Source organism: Pseudomonas sp. Tri1, assembly GCF_017968885.1.
Taxonomy (GTDB): domain Bacteria; phylum Pseudomonadota; class Gammaproteobacteria; order Pseudomonadales; family Pseudomonadaceae; genus Aquipseudomonas.
Genome location: NZ_CP072913.1, coordinates 1810687 through 1827452, shown reverse-complemented (window position 1 = coordinate 1827452; position 16766 = coordinate 1810687). Strand labels below are relative to the sequence as shown.

Sequence of the window (16766 nt, the reverse complement as noted above, 5' to 3'; positions counted from 1 at the left end):
CAGGGCTAAAACTCAGAATCCAAGGCTGGACAGCAAATCGTCCACATCGTCCTGACCGGACATAACGTCTTCTCTTTTATCGGCATGAATCTGCGGACCTTCACCCTGCGAGAGATGTTTTTGTGGATCTTTTTCAGCAAGCATCGCTTCACGGTCGTGTTCGATGCCGGCAAAGCGGTCGACCTGGCTGGCCATCAACACCAGTTTGAGCAAATTGCTTTCTACTTCGGTGACCAATTGGGTTACGCGCTTGATCACTTGACCGGTCAGGTCCTGATAGTCCTGAGCCAGCAGAATGTCGTTGAGATTGCTTGCCACCGCGCGGTTCTCGGTGCTGCTGCGCGTCAGGAAACCGTCGACCCGACGGGCCAGCTCCCGAAACTCTTCAGCCCCTACTTCGCGGCGCATGAACCGACCCCAGTCGGTGCTCAAGGCCTGGGCTTCGTCGCTCAGGCCATTGACCAGCGGCGTTGCGCTTTCCACCAGGTCCATGGTGCGGTTGGCCGCAGCTTCGGTCAGCTTGACCACATAACCCAGACGCTCGGTGGCATCGGTGATCTGCGAGACTTCCTCGGCCTGCGGCATATTCGGGTCGATCTGGAAATTGACAATCGCGCTGTGCAGTTCACGCGTGAGCTTGCCCACTTCCTGATACAGACCACGGTCACGGGTCTGGTTGAGCTCATGGATCATTTGAACCGCATCGCCAAAGCGGCCTTTTTCAAGGCTGTCGACCAGTTCGCGGGCATGTTTTTTCAGGGTCGATTCGAAGTCGCCCATTGAAGATTCGTTGTCCATAGCTCCCCCGTGGCGCCGTTAACCGATGCGTTCGAAGATTTTTTCGATCTTCTCTTTCAACGCCTGGGCCGTGAAGGGTTTGACCACATAGCCGTTCACACCGGCCTGGGCCGCTTCGATGATCTGCTCGCGCTTGGCTTCGGCAGTTACCATCAGCACCGGAAGGTGCTTGAGTTTTTCGTCGGCGCGCACATGGCGCAGCAAGTCGATACCGGTCATGCCGGGCATGTTCCAGTCAGTCACCAGAAAGTCGATGCTCCCGCTGTTGAGAACCGGAATGGCAGTGGTGCCATCGTCGGCCTCGACCGTGTTGGTGAACCCAAGGTCACGCAACAGGTTTTTTATGATCCGCCGCATCGTTGAGAAGTCATCAACGATGAGGATTTTCATGTTCTTGTCCAATTCGACCTCCAAGCAGTCTTAAACGTGTCCAGCACCTGAACGCGCCATTTCAATCAATCCGGCACAACACTCGACAACGGCCTGGAGCCCCACGGATGGAGACTGGTGCGACGTATGCCAGACCAACCCCGTTCGCAGTGCTCCCACACAGCTGTCAGCGCGCTCGCCACTCCCCCAAACGCCCCCGCAAACGGGCCGCGCACTGGCTGTGTAACTGGCTGACCCGCGATTCGCTGACCCCCAGGACCTCACCGATTTCCTTGAGGTTCAGCTCTTCGTCGTAGTACAGCGCCAAGACCAGTCGCTCACGCTCCGGCAAATTGGCAATCGCATCCGCCAGCGCGCTCTGGAAACGCTCATCTTCCAGGTCACGCGACGGCTCCATGTGAGCACTCGCGTTATCCTCGTGCAGCCCTTCGTGTTCGCCGTCCTGCAACAGGTCATCGAAACTGAACAGGCGACTGCCCAAGGTATCGTTCAAAATCCCGTAATAATCGTCGAGACTCAACTGGAGTTCGGCCGCAACCTCGTGATCTTTAGCGTCACGCCCGGTTTTAGCTTCAATAGCGCGGATCGCGTCACTGACCATGCGGGTATTGCGGTGCACCGAACGCGGCGCCCAATCGCCCTTGCGGACTTCATCGAGCATCGCCCCACGAATGCGGATACCGGCATACGTCTCGAAACTGGCGCCCTTGCTCGCGTCGTATTTGTTCGACACTTCGAGCAGGCCGATCATGCCCGCCTGGATCAAGTCCTCGACCTGGACACTGGCCGGCAACCGCGCCAGCAAGTGATAGGCGATGCGCTTGACCAGGGGTGCATAACGCTCAATCAATTCATATTGGGCGTCCCGTGCCGATTTTTTGTAGAGATGGTTGTAACCGCTGGCTGTCATAACACGGGCCCTGCTGTTTGTTGCACGAGACGCTCGACGAAAAACTCCAGATGCCCACGAGGGTTGGCCGGCAGTGGCCAGGTATCCACCTTCTGGGCGATAGCCTTGAACGCCAGCGCGCATTTGGAACGGGGAAAGGCTTCATAAACGGCACGTTGTTTCTGGACGGCCTTGCGTACGCTTTCGTCGTAGGGCACAGCGCCGACATATTGTAGGGCGACGTCCAGGAAACGATCCGTGACCTTTGTCAACTTGGCGAACAGGTTGCGCCCTTCCTGCGGACTCTGGGCCATGTTGGCCAGGACGCGGAAGCGGTTCATGCCGTAGTCGCGGTTCAATAGTTTGATCAGGGCATAGGCGTCGGTGATGGAGGTCGGTTCGTCGCAGACCACCAGCAACACTTCCTGGGCCGCGCGCACGAAACTGACGACGGAGTCACCGATACCGGCAGCGGTGTCGATCACCAGCACATCGAGGTTGTCACCGATGTCGCTGAATGCCTGGATCAGGCCCGCGTGCTGGGCCGGGGTCAGGTGAACCATGCTCTGGGTGCCGGAGGCAGCCGGTACGATACGAATCCCGCCCGGTCCCTGCAGCAGCACGTCGCGCAGTTCACAGCGGCCCTCTATCACGTCCGCCAGCGTGCGCTTGGGGGTTAGCCCCAGCAGCACATCGACGTTCGCCAGGCCCAGGTCGGCGTCCAGCAGCATGACCCGTCGGCCAAGCTCTGCCAGAGCCAGGGACAAGTTCACTGACACGTTAGTCTTCCCGACGCCACCTTTGCCGCCGGTCACCGCGATCACCTGTACGGGATGCATGCTGCCCATGTTCGTTCTTTACCTTGTCTTACTTAGACGGAGGCCACATTACTGGCTGCGCGTTCACATTCGGAACAATGCATGGCAGACCATCGATGTAGGTACAAAAAATATTCATGATTACCTCAGCCGACCTGCTTGGTCGGGCTGTGGTAGATGTCAGCGAACATATCAGCCATGGCTTCTTCGCTGGGTTCTTCCTGCATTTGCACACTCACGGCACGACTGACCAATTGATGACGGCGCGGCAGATGCAAATCATCCGGGATCCGCGGCCCGTCGGTCAGGTAGGCCACCGGTAGCTCATGACCGATCGCCAGGCTCAACACCTCGCCCAGGCTTGCCGTTTCGTCCAGCTTAGTCAGGATGCAGCCAGCCAGCCCGCAGCGTTTGTAGCTGTGGTATGCGGCGGTTAGAACCTGTTTTTGGCTGGTGGTTGCCAACACGAGATAATTTTTTGACCGAATACCGCGCCCGGCCAGGCTTTCAAGCTGCATGCGCAGGGCCGGATCACTGGCTTGCAGGCCGGCAGTATCGATCAGCACGACGCGTTTGCGCAGCAGCGGTTCCAGCGCTTGAGCCAGGGATTGCCCCGGATCCACGTGGGTCACCGACACATTGAGGATTCGGCCCAGGGTCTTGAGTTGTTCCTGGGCGCCGATGCGGAAACTGTCCATGCTCACGAGGGCGATGCTCTGGGCACCGTACTTGAGTACATAACGGGCCGCGAGCTTGGCCAGGGTGGTGGTCTTGCCCATGCCGGCCGGGCCGACCATCGCAATCACCCCACCCTCTTCCAGCGGCTCGACTTCCGGCGTGGCGATCATCCGCGCCAGGTGCGCCAGCAACATGCGCCAGGCCTGACGAGGCTCTTCGATACCGTTGATCAGCGCCAGCAGGTCCCGGGACAAAGGGCCGGACAGGCCGATGCGTTGCAGGCGACGCCACAGGTTGGCCTGGGCCGGACGGCTGCCTTGCAGCTGGTTCCAGGCCAGGGAGCCGAGCTGGACTTCCATCAGTTCGCGCAGGCTGTTGAGTTCAAAACGCATCGAGTCCAGGGCACGCGGGTCGACACCACCGCTTGGTGCGGCCGGGGCCGGGGCCGGACGACGCGGTTCGACCTGGACCTGTTCGACCAGTGGCTCGGCAGCGGTCAACGGCAGGCCGGCGGTCAGTGGCTGACCGGCGAACAATTGACGATTGGTGCTAGCGCTGGTCTGGCCTTCGCTGCTGCGCAGGCTCAATTCGGCCTGGGCGCTGGCGATGCGCGACTGGGTCTTGCGCAGCTCATCCTCGAGTTCCATGTTCGGAACGCGTGGGGCCAGCGCCGACAACTTGTAATCCAGGGCAGCCGTCAACTCGACACCGCCAGCGATCCGGCGATTGCCAATGATGGCTGCTTCAGCGCCCAGCTCGTCACGAACCAGCTTCATGGCCTGACGCATATCGGCGGCGAAAAAACGCTTCACTTGCATAAACCACTACCTCAGCCGTTGGGCCCTACTGTCGCAACGATGGTCACTTGCTTGTTGTCCGGTATTTCCTGGTACGCCAGCACATGCAGCCCCGGGACCGCGAGGCGCCCGAATCGCGAGAGCATCGCGCGAATCGGACCGGCCACCAGCAGGATCACCGGTTGGCCTTGCATCTCTTGCCGCTGGGCTGCATCAATCAGCGAACGCTGCAGCTTCTCGGCCATGCTTGGCTCCAGCAGAACACCCTCTTCCGAGCCTTGTCCTGCCTTCTGCAGACTATTGAGCAATATCTGTTCCAACCTTGGTTCCAGAGTGATCACAGGCAGCTCAGACTCAGTGCCTACAATGCTTTGGACGATTGCGCGGGATACGCCGACCCGAACCGCAGCCACCAGGGCGGCGGTATCTTGACTCTTGGACGCGTTGTTGGCGATAGCCTCGGCAATGCTGCGAATGTCGCGCACCGGCACTTGTTCGGCCAACAGCGCCTGCAACACCTTGAGCAATTGCGACAGCGAAACCACGCCCGGCACCAGCTCTTCGGCCAGCTTCGGCGAGCCTTTGGCCAGTACTTGCAGGAGTTGCTGGACTTCTTCGTGGCCGATCAGCTCGCTGGAGTGCTTGTACAGGATCTGGTTCAAGTGGGTCGCGACCACGGTACTGGCGTCCACCACGGTGTAGCCGAGTGACTGAGCCTGGGCTCGCTGGCTGATTTCGATCCACACCGCTTCCAGACCAAAAGCCGGATCCTTGGCGGTAATGCCGTTGAGCGAGCCGTAGACCTGCCCGGGGTTGATCGCCAGCTCGCGGTCCGGGTAGATCTCGGCTTCGGCCAGGATCACCCCCATCAGCGTCAAGCGGTAGGCGCTCGGCGCCAGGTCGAGGTTGTCGCGGATATGCACGGTGGGCATCAGGAAGCCCAAGTCCTGGGACAACTTCTTGCGCACGCCCTTGATCCGCGCCAGCAACTGACCACCCTGGTTGCGGTCGACCAACGGAATCAGGCGATAACCGACTTCCAGGCCGATCATGTCGATCGGTGTCACGTCGTCCCAGCCCAGCTCCTTGGTTTCCATGGCGCGGGCCGGCGATGGCAGCAGCTCCTGCTGGCGCTTGACCTCTTGCAGGGCCTGGACCTTCTGCACGTTCTGCTTCTTCCAGAACAGGTAGGCAGCACCCGCGGCCATGGCTGCCATGCTCAGGAAGGAAACGTGAGGCATCCCCGGCACCAGGCCCATCACCGCCATCAGGCCAGCGGCCACGGCCAGCGCCTTGGGCGAGGCGAACATTTGCCGACCGATCTGCTTGCCCATGTCCTCGGAACCGGAAGCACGAGTCACCATGATCGCCGCGGCTGTGGATAACAACAGTGATGGCAATTGCGCCACCAAACCGTCACCGATGGTCAGCAGGGCGTAAACCTTGCCGGCGTCGGCGAAGGTCATGTTGTGCTGGAAGATACCGACCGCCATGCCGCCGATCAGGTTGATGAACAGAATCAGCAGGCCGGCGATGGCGTCACCGCGCACGAATTTGCTGGCACCGTCCATGGAACCGTAGAACTCGGCTTCCTGGGCCACTTCCAGGCGACGCAGCTTGGCCTGGCTCTGGTCGATCAGGCCGGCGTTGAGGTCGGCGTCGATCGCCATTTGCTTGCCGGGCATCGCATCGAGGGTGAAACGCGCGCTCACCTCGGAAATCCGCCCGGCGCCCTTGGTCACCACGACGAAGTTGATGATCATCAAGATGGCGAAGACCACGATACCAACCACGTAGTTACCGCCGATCACCACCTCACCGAAGGCCTGGATCACCTTACCGGCGGCGGCGTGGCCTTCCTGGCCGTGGAGCATCACCACCCGGGTCGATGCCACGTTCAACGCCAGGCGCATCAAGGTCGCCACCAGCAGAATGGTCGGGAACACTGCGAAATCCAGCGGCCGCAGGGCATACACGCACACCAGCAACACCACGATCGACAGGGCGATGTTGAACGTGAAGAACACGTCGAGCAGGAACGGCGGTACCGGCAGCATCATCATGGCAAGCATGACCAGCAGCAGGATCGGCACACCCAGATTGCCGCGACTGAGGTCGGCTACATTGCTGCGCGCGGTGCTGAGTAACTGAGAGCGATCCACCAATAATCCCCGTTCTGTGAAGCAAACTTTTGACGCCCTGGACGGGCGCAGACGGGGTATTGCAAGAAGCCTTCCAACTTTGCTCAGCCACTGGAATACGCGTGCTGGACGCAATCGGCGGGAGCGAATTTACGCCCTCCCACAGGTTCTGCGTTCAGCTGGAAATCAGCGCAGGTTCGATTCAGGAATCACGCCGCAAATCCGGCGGAATCGGCAAATCCTTGAGCGGCTCGGGGCGCTTGCCCTTGCCCGCGCGATGCTGGCGGATCTGGTAGACGTAGGCCAGCACCTGAGCCACAGCCAGGTACAAGCCTCCAGGGATTTCCTGGTCGAGTTCAGTGGAGTAGTAGATCGACCGCGCCAACGCCGGGGATTCGAGCAGCATCACCTCATTGGCCACGGCGATTTCACGAATCTTCAGCGCCAGGAAGTCACTGCCCTTGGCCAGCAACACCGGAGCGTTGCCTTTGTCGGGGTCGTATTTGAGGGCGACGGCATAATGCGTCGGGTTGGTGATGACCACATCGGCATCGGGGATAGCCGCCATCATCCGCCGCTGGGACACCTCGCGCTGCAACTGGCGAATCCGCTGCTTGACCTCTGGCTTACCCTCCGAATCCTTATGCTCGTCGCGTACTTCCTGCTTGGTCATCATCAGCTTCTGCTTGCTCTGATACAGCTGGATCGGCACGTCGATGGCGGCGATCAGGATCAGGCCGCAAGCTATCCACAATGTGCTCCAGCCCACCAGCTGCACGCTGTGGATGATGGCTTGCTCAAGCGGCTCATGGGCGATGCGCAGCAGGTCGTCGATATCGGACTGCAACACGGTGAGCGCTACAAACAGCACCAGCAGGAATTTCCCAAAGGCCTTGAGCAGCTCCATCAGCGCGGTGGTAGAAAACATGCGCTTGAGACCAGCCGCCGGATTCATCCGACTGAATTTGGGGGCCAGGCTACCGGCAGCGAACAACCAGCCGCCCAGGGAAATCGGGCCGATAAAAGCGGCAAACAACAAGAAGATCAGCACCGGTTGCATCGCTGCAAGCGCGATCTTGCCCGAATGCAACAGATACTGAACCATGGAGCCCGGCGTCAGCAGCACCTCGCGGGGCAGGGAAAAATTCAGACGCATGATTTCCAGCAGATCCAGGGCCAGCCCGCCACCGTAGATCAGCAACCCACCCGCCCCGGCCAGCATCACTGCCAGCGTATTGAGCTCCTTGGAGCGGGCAGTCTCGCCCTTTTCCCGGGATTCTTTCTTGCGCTTTTCCGTGGGGTCTTCTGTCTTGTCCTGACCACTCTCGCTCTCGGCCATGGTTCAGCGTGCCTGTGCCATGTCGCGTAGCAGTTGCAAGGCCTGGGTGGCCAGCGGCTGGTACTGATTGAGGATATCCCCCAGGCTGATCCAGAAAATCACCATGCCCAGCGTGAGGATCAGCGGGAAACCGATGGAGAAAATGTTCAGTTGCGGTGCCGCCCGGGTCATCACGCCAAAGGCAATGTTGACCACCAGCAGGGCGGTGATCGCTGGCAATACCAGCACCATCGCCGCGCCCAGGACCCAGCCGAGCTTGCCGGCGATCTCCCAGAAATGATTGACCAGCAAGGCGCTGCCAACCGGCAAGGTAGTGAAGCTCTCGGTCAACACCTCGAACACCACCAGATGCCCGTTCATGGCCAGGAACAGCAGGGTCACCAACATGGTCAGGAATTGCCCGATCACCGCCGTCGTCACGCCGTTGGTGGGGTCGACCATCGACGCGAAAGCCATGCCCATCTGGATCGAAATGATCTGCCCCGCCACTACGAACGCCTGGAAAAACAACTGCAGCGAAAAGCCCATCAAGACGCCGATAAGAATCTGTTCGGCGATGAGCATCAGGGCACTGAGATCCAAGGCATTGACGGGCGGCATCGGCGGCAACCCAGGCACGATGACCACCGTGATAGCCAGGGCGAAATACAGTCGCACACGGGTCGGCACCAGGGTCGTGCCAAAGACCGGCATGCTCATCAGCACCGCGGTGACGCGAAACAGCGGCAGTATGAACGACGCCACCCAGGTACTGATCTGGGTGTCCGTCAGCGCGAGCATCGACATCAGATCAACCGATCAACTGCGGAATACTGCCGTACAACTGCAGGATGTATTCCATGAAGGTCTGCACCAGCCAGGGACCGGCAACGATCAGCGTGACCAGCATCACCAGCAGGCGCGGCAGGAAGCTCAAGGTCTGCTCGTTGATCTGGGTCGCGGCCTGAAACATGGCCACCAGCAACCCCACCAACAGGCTGGGGATCACCAGGATGGCGACCATCATGGTCGTCAGCCAGAGCGCTTCGCGGAACAGGTCTACCGCTACTTCAGGCGTCATATCGTCCTACCCGCACAAATGGTCTAAACACCGCCGAAACTGCCCGCGAGGGTGCCAATGATCAGCGCCCAGCCATCCACCAGCACGAACAACATGATCTTGAACGGTAGGGAGATGATCAGCGGCGACAGCATCATCATGCCCATGGCCATCAGGATACTGGCGACCACCAGGTCGATGATCAGGAACGGGATGAAAATCATGAAGCCGATCTGGAACGCGGTTTTCAGCTCGGATGTCACGAACGCCGGCACCAGGATGGTCAAGGGCGCCTGATCGGGGCTGGCGATGTCAGTGCGCTTGGACAAGCGCATGAACAGTTCCAGATCGCTGCTGCGGGTCTGGGCCAGCATGAAATCCTTGATCGGCACCTCGGCCTTGGCCACGGCATCCTGGGCGGTGAGTTTTTCCGCCAGGTAAGGTTGCAGCGCATCCTGGTTCACCCGGTCGAACACCGGAGCCATGATGAACATGGTCAGAAACAGCGCCATGCCGGTGAGGATCTGGTTCGACGGCGTCTGTTGCAGACCCAGGGCTTGGCGCAGGATCGAAAAGACAATGATGATCCGAGTGAAGCTGGTCATCAGCATGACAAACGCCGGGATGAAACTCAGCGCAGTCATGATCAGCAGGATCTGCAGGCTGACCGAGTATTCCTGTGCCCCTTCGGCGTTGGTGCCCAGGGTAATCGCCGGGATCGACAGTGGGTCGGCGGCGAACGCCAACGGCGCGGCCAGCATCAGGGCCAACGCCAACAGAATGCGCAACGGCATTACTTTTTATCCTTCTGATCTTTACCCAGCAGCTCCATGAGGCGCTGGGCAAATTCGGGGGCGACCTGCTCTGTAGAGGATATCTGCACCGGTTCCTTGAGGACGTGCAACGCAGTAATGGTGCCCGGGCTCAAGCCCAGCAGGATCTGCTCGTTACCGACCTGCACCAGCACCAGCCGGTCTCGCGGGCCAAGCGCGCGGGAACCGACGATGTCGATGACCTGCCCTTTGCCGGCCGGCCCCGCCTGTTGCACGCGCCGCAATAGCCAGGCCAGGAAGAAGATCAAGCCCAGTACCAGCAGCAGGCCCAGCACCAGTTGCGCCAATTGCCCGGCCATCCCACTGCCTGTTGCCGACGCAACGGCCGCAGTGGCAACCGGTTCGGCCGCCAGCACACTGAACGGCAGCATCAAGGCTGCTGCGAAGAAACTTTTCACTCAGCGCAGCTTCTTGATGCGTTCGCTCGGGCTGATCACGTCCGTCAGGCGGATGCCGAACTTCTCGTTGACCACCACCACTTCGCCATGGGCGATCAGGGTGCCATTGACCAACACGTCCAGTGGCTCACCAGCCAGGCGATCCAGTTCGATCACAGAACCCTGGTTGAGCTGCAGCAGGTTGCGAATGTTGATGTCGGTGCTGCCCACTTCCATGGAAATCGACACCGGGATGTCAAGGATCACATCCAGGTTGGGGCCATCGAGCGTCACCGGCTCATGACTCTTCGGCACGCTGCCAAACTCTTCCATCTGCAGGCGGCTGGAGGCGTGGGCGCCGGTATCGGCCGCCAGCAAGGCGTCGATGTCAGCCTGCCCGGCATCGCCGGTTTCTTCCAGGGCCGCGGCCCATTCGTCGGCCAGCGCCTGGTCATCCTGGGTATTCATATCGTCAGCCATCATGTGTCCTCGGCGGGCAAAAATCAGTTGAAAACGTAAAATCCGTTACAAACTTAAGGAGTTCGACACCGCTCAGCGGCGTTCGATCGGCTCTATCACCTGCAACGCCAGGTTGCCTTTGTGAGAGCCCATCTTGACCTTGAAGGCCGGCACGCCATTGGCGCGCATGATCATGTCTTCAGGCATTTCCACGGGGATGATGTCACCCGGCTGCATGTGCAGAATGTCTCGCAGGCGCAGCTGGCGCCGGGCGACCGTCGCGCCGATCGGCACGTCGACATCCAGCACGTCCTGGCGCAAAGCGTTGATCCAGCGCTCGTCCTGGTCGTCGAGATCCGACTGGAAACCGGCGTCGAGCATTTCGCGCACCGGTTCGATCATCGAGTACGGCATGGTCACGTGCAGGTCGCCGCCACCACCGTCGAGTTCAATATGGAAAGTCGAGACCACAATGGCTTCGCTTGGGCCGACGATGTTGGCCATGGCCGGGTTCACTTCCGAGTTGATGTACTCGAAGTTCACTTCCATGATCGCCTGCCAGGCCTCCTTCAAATCGACAAAGGCCTGTTCCAGCACCATGCGTACCACTCGCAACTCGGTCGGGGTGAATTCCCGCCCTTCGATCTTGGCGTGACGACCGTCGCCGCCAAAAAAGTTATCCACCAGCTTGAACACCAGCTTGGCGTCGAGGATGAACAGCGCCGTACCGCGCAGCGGCTTGATCTTCACCAGGTTGAGGCTGGTAGGCACGTACAGCGAGTGTACGTACTCACCGAACTTCATCACCTGCACGCCCCCCACGGCCACATCGGCCGAGCGGCGCAGCATGTTGAACATGCTGATGCGGGTGTACCGGGCGAAACGCTCGTTGATCATTTCCAGGGTCGGCATCCGTCCGCGAACGATGCGATCCTGGCTGGTCAGGTCGTAGCTTTTGACGCTGCCCGGTTCAGCAGCGTTTTCGGTTTGCACCAGGCCATCGTCGACACCATGCAACAGCGCGTCGATTTCGTCCTGGGACAACAGGTCCTGCACGGCCATGTCGTGTTCCTACTGCAATACGAAGTTAGTGAAAAGCAACTGTTCGATCACCACTTTGCCGAGCTCTTTCTGAGCCACTTCCTGCACGCTGGCCGTAGCTTTCTGACGCAGCATTTCCTGGCCGACCGGAGTGGCCAGGGTGTCGAAATTCTGTCCGGAAAACAGCATCACCAGGTTATTGCGGATCAGCGGCATGTGCACCCGCAGCGCCTCCAGGTCAGCCTGGTTGCGGCCCAACAAGGTGATGCTCACCTGCATGTAGCGTTGGCGACCATTCTGGGTGTAGTTGGCCACGAAGGCCGGCGCCATTGGTTCGAAAATCGCCGGCTGTTTGCCCACCGGCGCCGCTTCGACCGACGCCGCTGGCTTGCTTTGAGCGCTGTGCATGAAATACCAGGTCGCCCCCACGGACACACCGATCGCCAGGAGCAAGCCCACCACGATCACGATGATCAGCTTGAGTTTGCCTTTGGTTGCAGGGTCTTTTACAGCTGCTGCTTCACTCTTCGCCATGCCAATAATCCGTCACTAATCGGGGTTTTCACTGTTGCACGGCAAGGCTGGAGCAAGTGTTATGCCAGAAGAGGAAGGACGGGGTCAGATGCAATCTCTAGAACGCCATAAACCAATGTGGGAGCGGGCTTGCTCGCGAAGCGGAGTGTCAGTTAACAATACTGTCGACTGACACACCGCTTCGCGAGCAAGCCCGCTCCCACAGGAGGGGACATCATTGGATCAGGCGTAGTAGTCGACCGCGCTGGAACCAATGACGCTGGTGGTACTGGCCGCCACTTCAGCGACGCTGGCCGGCAGGCTTTCCTCCACCGAGTCCACTCGCCCACCGCCCGACGTGGTACGTCCGGCCTGGGCCTGCTGCTGCGCTTGTTGCTCCGAGTTCTGCGAACCGCGAGACTGATCGGACACATTGACGTCGACCTGGCCCATGCCCTGCTGGGCAAAACTGTCCCGCAGGCGATGCATCTGGCCTTCCAGGGCTTCGCGAACGCCGGGATGGGCGCTCATGAACGTGACCTGGGTCTGCTGGTCTGGAACCATGTTCACCCGGATATCCAGGCGCCCAAGTTCGGCGGGCTGCAACTGGATGTCGGCCGCCTTGAGATTGACACTGGACAGGTACATCACCCGGTTGACCACTTCTTCGGTCCAACCACTCTGATTCATCGCGATAGGTTGGTTGACCGGCACCGCGTTAGCGGTTTTTGGCGTGGCAGCCTGGGTCAGTGCCGCCAGGCGGTTGGCGAAATCGTCCACGCGGGTATCACTGGAAGCCGCGGTAAGGTCCTTGAGGCCGTCGCTGATCAAGCCGCTGAACGCTTTATCACCGCCCTGGCTGCCGAGGTCGGTGCTGTTCTGATCAGCTTGCACAGTGAGCATGCTCGCCATGCCGGCGGCGAAGGTCTGGGCCGAGGTTGGCTCACCGTCGAGCGAGGCTGACGCAGCGTTTTTGGACTGCGCCTGGCTGGAAGCGGAAACATGACCGCTCTGCTCCATCGCCAAGCGCAAGGCCGGCAATGCGTCGAGCGGATCGGCCTGCGGATCGAACCCTGGATCGACCGCGGGGGCGGCAGCTGGCGTCAACGGCGCGACCGCAGCCGCCACCAGGGACGTTACCTGGGTATCAGGGGCGACCACCACCGGCGCCGGGGCCGGCTCGGGGGCAGCGACCGGCGCGACCACCTCGGGCAACAACGCAGGATCAAGTGTCGGGTCGGCAGGGGCAGCCTCCGCGACCGGGGTTTGAGCTGTGTCGTCGCTGTCGTCGCTGTTGTCACTGGCGGTCTTGTCGTCGGCAGTGGCAGGTTTGTCGGCGGGCAAGGGTTTGCCGCTATCGGCAACCGTCGGTTCCGAGGCGGCAGCGGTTTCGTTGCCGTCGTCCTTTTTGACAGGGGTATCGGAAGTCTTGTCACGCATCGGTTTAATCGCTGGCTCAGGGGCCGCCGACGATTTGACGGGCGCCTGCTGGGCGAAGACCTGCGCGAAGTTGGAGGCTTTATTCCCGAGGTCCGGGGCCGCTGCCGGTGAATTGACGGTGGCCTGGGGCTTGGCCTGGGCAGTGGCCTGAAGCAATGAATTGGGCGTGACGGGCATAAAAGGATCTCCGCTGCACTGGAATCATAGGTCCAGTCGAGAGAAGGCAATGCAAGGGGCGGGCCAACGGATGAAAAGCGATGAATTCTCAGCAGTGGAAGCCTTCACGCTCTTCCCTGCAAAGATTTCGAACATGAGCAAACTCGCTGTCGATTTCGCTGACCAGTTTCTCGATGCCGCCCAATGACGGCTGCTTGGCGCGCTGCTCCAACTCTGCACACAGCTCGGCCAAACGGATCGCGCCCATATTACTGCTGCTGCCCTTGAAGCTATGGGCCGTGGCGCTCAGTTTTTCAGCGTCCCGGGCTTCATGCAGCACACGCAGGCGTGCTTCGGAATCGTTGAGAAAAGTATCCAGCAACTCCAGATACCCATCCTCCATGACTTCCTTCAATGTGCTAAGCACATCGCGGTCCAGATGAATCTCACTCACTTGTTCGCTCCCTGATCAAGAATGGCCCCGATTATGCCAGAGCCTCCCAGAAAAACTCCACGCGCGCACTACGACCATCGTCGGACCAGCAGGCCTGATGGCTCAACTGGCGTACCAGGCTCACGCCGCGCCCCGACAACCGATCGCTGTCCAGTGGTCGTGCCAACACCTTGGCAACATCGAAACCCTCGCCGCTGTCTTCGACTTCAATTGCCAGGCGGCCACCGTCGCCATGAGGCGTGACATGCAAGTGTACTCGCACGTGACCATCACTCAGCTCCTCCAGGCGCGTGTTGCGCTCGCTGTAGTAACGCGCGAAACCCGACGCGTCATGCTTGATGCTTGAATCGAGCCCCAGCACACCATGCTCCAGCGCATTGGAATAAAGCTCCGACATTACGCTGTACAGCGCCCCACTCTGGGCCCTGAGCCCATGAACCTCAAGCAGCAACTGCAACAGGTAGGGCATGGGGTTGAACCGTTTGAGGGTCTGCGCTCGAAACTCGAAGCTCACCGACCAGTCCAGCGGGCTGGACTGACCACTATCGGAATAGACCGGCGGCGGCGGGTTGAGTTGCCCTGGCGCGACCAGACGCACTTCCACCATGCTGAAGTCGTCCCGTGACTCGCCACGAAAGTCTCGCAGCGCCTGCTGGATATCCTCGAAAAGACGGTCAGGCTCACGGTTGGCCGCGAACACCTGCTGCAACCCCTCCACGCCAAACGGCTGGTCGTTGTCGTCGCTGGTTTCGATCACGCCATCGGATAGCAGGAATACCCGGTCACCCAGAGACATGGGGTGCACCTCGGTGCGGTCATCGAATAACTGCGGCTTGAGCACGCCCAACGGCAGGTGGCGCGCCGGCAATGGCGTGCGCATGCCGGTGAGGCTGTCATGCAGATAACCATCGGGCATGCCGCCGTTCCAGATTTCCACCGTGCAGCGCTCGAAGCTCAGGCACAACAGCGTCGCGCAACAGAACATATCCACCGGCAGGATGCGTTTGAGCTTGGCATTCATCTCCCGCAGGATCTGCGCCAGGCCGTAGCCTTTGGCCGTCATCCCATAGAACACTTCCGCCAGCGGCATCGCGCCGACCGCCGCCGGCAGACCGTGTCCGGTGAAATCCCCCAGCAGGACGTGCATGTCGCCGGCCGGATTGAAAGCCGCCAGCAGCAAATCGCCGTTGAACAAGGCATAGGGCGATTGCAGGTAACGGATGTTCGGCGCGCTCAGGCAACCGGAATGGGCGATTTTGTCGAACACGGCCTTGGCGACCCGCTGCTCGTTGAGCAGGTAGTCATGGTGCCGGGCGATCTGGTCACGCTGTTCCACGACGGTGGCCTGCAACCGACGCAAGCGGTCCATGGCCTTGATCTTGGCGGCCAGGATCACCTGGTTATAGGGTTTGGCCAGGAAATCGTCACCGCCAGCCTCCAGGCAACGGGCCAGGGCTTCGCTTTCGGTCAGTGACGTCAGAAAAATGATCGGGACCAGTTGCTCACCGGCCAATTGCTTGATCTGCTGCGCGGCTTCAAAACCGTCCATCACCGGCATCATGGCGTCCATCAGCACCAGGTGCGGACGCTGCTGGCGATAAACCTCGACTGCCTCGGCACCGTCAGCGGCAGTCAGGACCTGATGACCCTGGCGACGAACGATGGTTGACAGCAGGAGGCGATCAGCGGCGCTGTCCTCGGCAATCAGGACGGTCAGCGGCTCCGGCGGTTGCATAGCGATCAACTGATGTCGAACAGCTTGTCGAAGTTGGAGATCGCGAGGATTTTCTTCACGTCACTGCTGCTGTTGACAACCCGGATATCTGACTCGTCGCCACCGGCATAGTCACGCAATAGCAAGAGCATGCCCAAGGCAGAACTGTCGAGATAAGTGGCTTTCTTCAAGTCCACCACGATGGAGTCGGGTATCGTATTGAGTCTCTCGTAAGACTCACGAAACTCCTGGTGCCGTCCGAAATCGAATCGACCCTCGACCGAAATCGTCAGTTTTTTCCCATGTTCGGATACTTCGGTAACAACTGACATAGTTGGCTTCCTTGTCATGGACATACGTGTACAAGGTTTAGCACCTGGTAGAGGTACGAGCAAGGTTTTGGAGCAATCATCCGACAAAAATCTGGCTGCATGACTAGTACGGATCCTGACGCGGCAAACGCTGGGACAACTCATCCAGCAGCTTTTGCTCGCGCTTGTCCTCCAATTGCCGCGCCTCATCGATATAGCGCTGCACCAGTTTGCGCAGCCCTTCGACCCGAGCGAAAGCTTCTTGCCAGCTCTGGCGGGCCTTTTCCAGGTTGTTCTGGTGCCAATTCAGACTCTGGCGTTGCTGGTCGATAGCCGTGCCCAACTGCGCAAGAAACCCTTGATACCCCAGCAACCATTGCCCGGAAACGCCATGGCTGCCACGGGCAATCCATTGTTCTTGATATTCGAGACGGAAGTTCTCCAGGTCGGCCAGTTTGCTCTCGGCCACTTTGACCTGCCCCTGGAAATAGGCCAGCCGCTGGACAGCGGTTTTCTCGGCTTTTTCCGCCATGTCCACCACCGGCGCCAGGCGCGCCGCACGACTCGTGGCCATGGCCG

The 16766-nt window shown here is 60.1% G+C and carries 19 protein-coding genes; all 19 read right to left on the bottom strand.

The features are described 5' to 3' along the window. Positions 1-12: 12 nt before the first annotated feature. Positions 13-798 (bottom strand): protein phosphatase CheZ, encoded by a 786-nt coding sequence (locus J9870_RS08105; protein WP_057448511.1) that lies wholly within the window; start codon positions 796-798, stop codon positions 13-15. Positions 799-816: 18 nt separating this feature from the next. After that, positions 817-1188: a chemotaxis response regulator CheY gene (locus J9870_RS08100; RefSeq protein WP_003183998.1), complete on the bottom strand. Its 372-nt coding sequence runs from the start codon at positions 1186-1188 to the stop codon at positions 817-819. Between the two features lie 166 nt (positions 1189-1354). Continuing rightward, the gene (fliA, locus tag J9870_RS08095) at positions 1355-2098 is read right to left on the bottom strand and encodes an RNA polymerase sigma factor FliA (RefSeq protein WP_014337177.1); all 744 of its coding nucleotides are present in this window, start codon (positions 2096-2098) and stop codon (positions 1355-1357) included. Continuing rightward, positions 2095-2925 carry a flagellar synthesis regulator FleN gene (gene fleN / locus J9870_RS08090; protein ID WP_003184001.1) on the bottom strand — a complete coding sequence of 277 codons (831 nt, stop codon included), beginning with the start codon at positions 2923-2925 and terminating at the stop codon, positions 2095-2097. Before fleN ends, fliA begins: the two co-directional genes overlap by 4 nt. 116 nt (positions 2926-3041) lie before the next feature. After that, positions 3042-4391, bottom strand: a complete 1350-nt coding sequence (gene flhF, locus J9870_RS08085) for a flagellar biosynthesis protein FlhF (protein ID WP_210643442.1) — start codon at positions 4389-4391, stop codon at positions 3042-3044. 11 nt (positions 4392-4402) lie between these two features. Beyond that, positions 4403-6532: a flagellar biosynthesis protein FlhA gene (flhA, locus tag J9870_RS08080; RefSeq protein ID WP_210643441.1), complete on the bottom strand. Its 2130-nt coding sequence runs from the start codon at positions 6530-6532 to the stop codon at positions 4403-4405. 181 nt (positions 6533-6713) lie between these two features. Then, a complete protein-coding gene (gene flhB / locus J9870_RS08075; RefSeq protein ID WP_210643440.1) occupies positions 6714-7850 on the bottom strand; it encodes a flagellar biosynthesis protein FlhB in 1137 nt (378 codons plus the stop codon). 3 nt (positions 7851-7853) lie between these two features. Next, positions 7854-8630, bottom strand: a complete 777-nt coding sequence (gene fliR / locus J9870_RS08070) for a flagellar biosynthetic protein FliR (protein WP_210645147.1) — start codon at positions 8628-8630, stop codon at positions 7854-7856. A gap of 10 nt (positions 8631-8640) precedes the next feature. Next, positions 8641-8910 (bottom strand): flagellar biosynthesis protein FliQ, encoded by a 270-nt coding sequence (gene fliQ, locus J9870_RS08065; RefSeq protein WP_003184009.1) that lies wholly within the window; start codon positions 8908-8910, stop codon positions 8641-8643. A gap of 23 nt (positions 8911-8933) precedes the next feature. Then, positions 8934-9683 carry a flagellar type III secretion system pore protein FliP gene (gene fliP / locus J9870_RS08060; RefSeq protein ID WP_210643439.1) on the bottom strand — a complete coding sequence of 250 codons (750 nt, stop codon included), beginning with the start codon at positions 9681-9683 and terminating at the stop codon, positions 8934-8936. After that, complete coding sequence (gene fliO / locus J9870_RS08055) at positions 9683-10120, bottom strand: flagellar biosynthetic protein FliO (RefSeq protein WP_210643438.1); 438 nt, start codon at positions 10118-10120, stop codon at positions 9683-9685. The genes fliP and fliO overlap by 1 nt, the downstream gene beginning before the upstream one ends. Beyond that, positions 10121-10579, bottom strand: a complete 459-nt coding sequence (gene fliN, locus J9870_RS08050; RefSeq protein ID WP_003199107.1) for a flagellar motor switch protein FliN — start codon at positions 10577-10579, stop codon at positions 10121-10123. It lies immediately after the preceding gene. Between the two features lie 72 nt (positions 10580-10651). After that, on the bottom strand, positions 10652-11620 hold the full coding sequence (gene fliM / locus J9870_RS08045; protein ID WP_003184019.1) for a flagellar motor switch protein FliM: 969 nt from the start codon (positions 11618-11620) through the stop codon (positions 10652-10654). A 9-nt stretch (positions 11621-11629) separates the two neighbouring features. Further along, a complete protein-coding gene (fliL, locus tag J9870_RS08040; protein WP_210643437.1) occupies positions 11630-12133 on the bottom strand; it encodes a flagellar basal body-associated protein FliL in 504 nt (167 codons plus the stop codon). A gap of 222 nt (positions 12134-12355) precedes the next feature. Beyond that, positions 12356-13729 (bottom strand): flagellar hook-length control protein FliK, encoded by a 1374-nt coding sequence (locus J9870_RS08035; protein ID WP_210643436.1) that lies wholly within the window; start codon positions 13727-13729, stop codon positions 12356-12358. 88 nt (positions 13730-13817) lie between these two features. After that, entirely contained in the window at positions 13818-14162 is a 345-nt protein-coding gene (locus J9870_RS08030; protein WP_025212505.1) for an Hpt domain-containing protein, read from the bottom strand. A gap of 31 nt (positions 14163-14193) precedes the next feature. After that, positions 14194-15897, bottom strand: coding sequence for a fused response regulator/phosphatase (locus J9870_RS08025; RefSeq protein ID WP_210643435.1), 1704 nt, complete (start codon positions 15895-15897; stop codon positions 14194-14196). A gap of 5 nt (positions 15898-15902) precedes the next feature. Next, positions 15903-16208, bottom strand: coding sequence for an STAS domain-containing protein (locus tag J9870_RS08020; protein WP_210643434.1), 306 nt, complete (start codon positions 16206-16208; stop codon positions 15903-15905). Between the two features lie 103 nt (positions 16209-16311). Beyond that, positions 16312-16761, bottom strand: coding sequence for a flagellar export protein FliJ (fliJ, locus tag J9870_RS08015; protein ID WP_210643433.1), 450 nt, complete (start codon positions 16759-16761; stop codon positions 16312-16314). Positions 16762-16766: the final 5 nt, after the last annotated feature.

Bases quoted from the DNA above. Each gene is read 5' to 3' on its own strand.
- fliP (WP_210643439.1), bottom strand. From the start codon at position 9,683: ATGCCGTTGCGCATTCTGTTGGCGTTGGCCCTGATGCTGGCCGCGCCG.
- fliN (WP_003199107.1), bottom strand. From the start codon at position 10,579: ATGGCTGACGATATGAATACCCAGGATGACCAGGCGCTGGCCGACGAA.
- fliR (WP_210645147.1), bottom strand. From the start codon at position 8,630: ATGCTCGCGCTGACGGACACCCAGATCAGTACCTGGGTGGCGTCGTTC.
- fliM (WP_003184019.1), bottom strand. From the start codon at position 11,620: ATGGCCGTGCAGGACCTGTTGTCCCAGGACGAAATCGACGCGCTGTTG.
- fliL (WP_210643437.1), bottom strand. From the start codon at position 12,133: ATGGCGAAGAGTGAAGCAGCAGCTGTAAAAGACCCTGCAACCAAAGGC.
- J9870_RS08020 (WP_210643434.1), bottom strand. From the start codon at position 16,208: ATGTCAGTTGTTACCGAAGTATCCGAACATGGGAAAAAACTGACGATT.
- J9870_RS08105 (WP_057448511.1), bottom strand. From the start codon at position 798: ATGGACAACGAATCTTCAATGGGCGACTTCGAATCGACCCTGAAAAAA.
- flhF (WP_210643442.1), bottom strand. From the start codon at position 4,391: ATGCAAGTGAAGCGTTTTTTCGCCGCCGATATGCGTCAGGCCATGAAG.
- J9870_RS08035 (WP_210643436.1), bottom strand. From the start codon at position 13,729: ATGCCCGTCACGCCCAATTCATTGCTTCAGGCCACTGCCCAGGCCAAG.
- flhB (WP_210643440.1), bottom strand. From the start codon at position 7,850: ATGGCCGAGAGCGAGAGTGGTCAGGACAAGACAGAAGACCCCACGGAA.
- fliQ (WP_003184009.1), bottom strand. From the start codon at position 8,910: ATGACGCCTGAAGTAGCGGTAGACCTGTTCCGCGAAGCGCTCTGGCTG.
- J9870_RS08025 (WP_210643435.1), bottom strand. From the start codon at position 15,897: ATGCAACCGCCGGAGCCGCTGACCGTCCTGATTGCCGAGGACAGCGCC.
- J9870_RS08100 (WP_003183998.1), bottom strand. From the start codon at position 1,188: ATGAAAATCCTCATCGTTGATGACTTCTCAACGATGCGGCGGATCATA.
- fleN (WP_003184001.1), bottom strand. From the start codon at position 2,925: ATGGGCAGCATGCATCCCGTACAGGTGATCGCGGTGACCGGCGGCAAA.
- fliA (WP_014337177.1), bottom strand. From the start codon at position 2,098: ATGACAGCCAGCGGTTACAACCATCTCTACAAAAAATCGGCACGGGAC.
- fliJ (WP_210643433.1), bottom strand. From the start codon at position 16,761: ATGGCCACGAGTCGTGCGGCGCGCCTGGCGCCGGTGGTGGACATGGCG.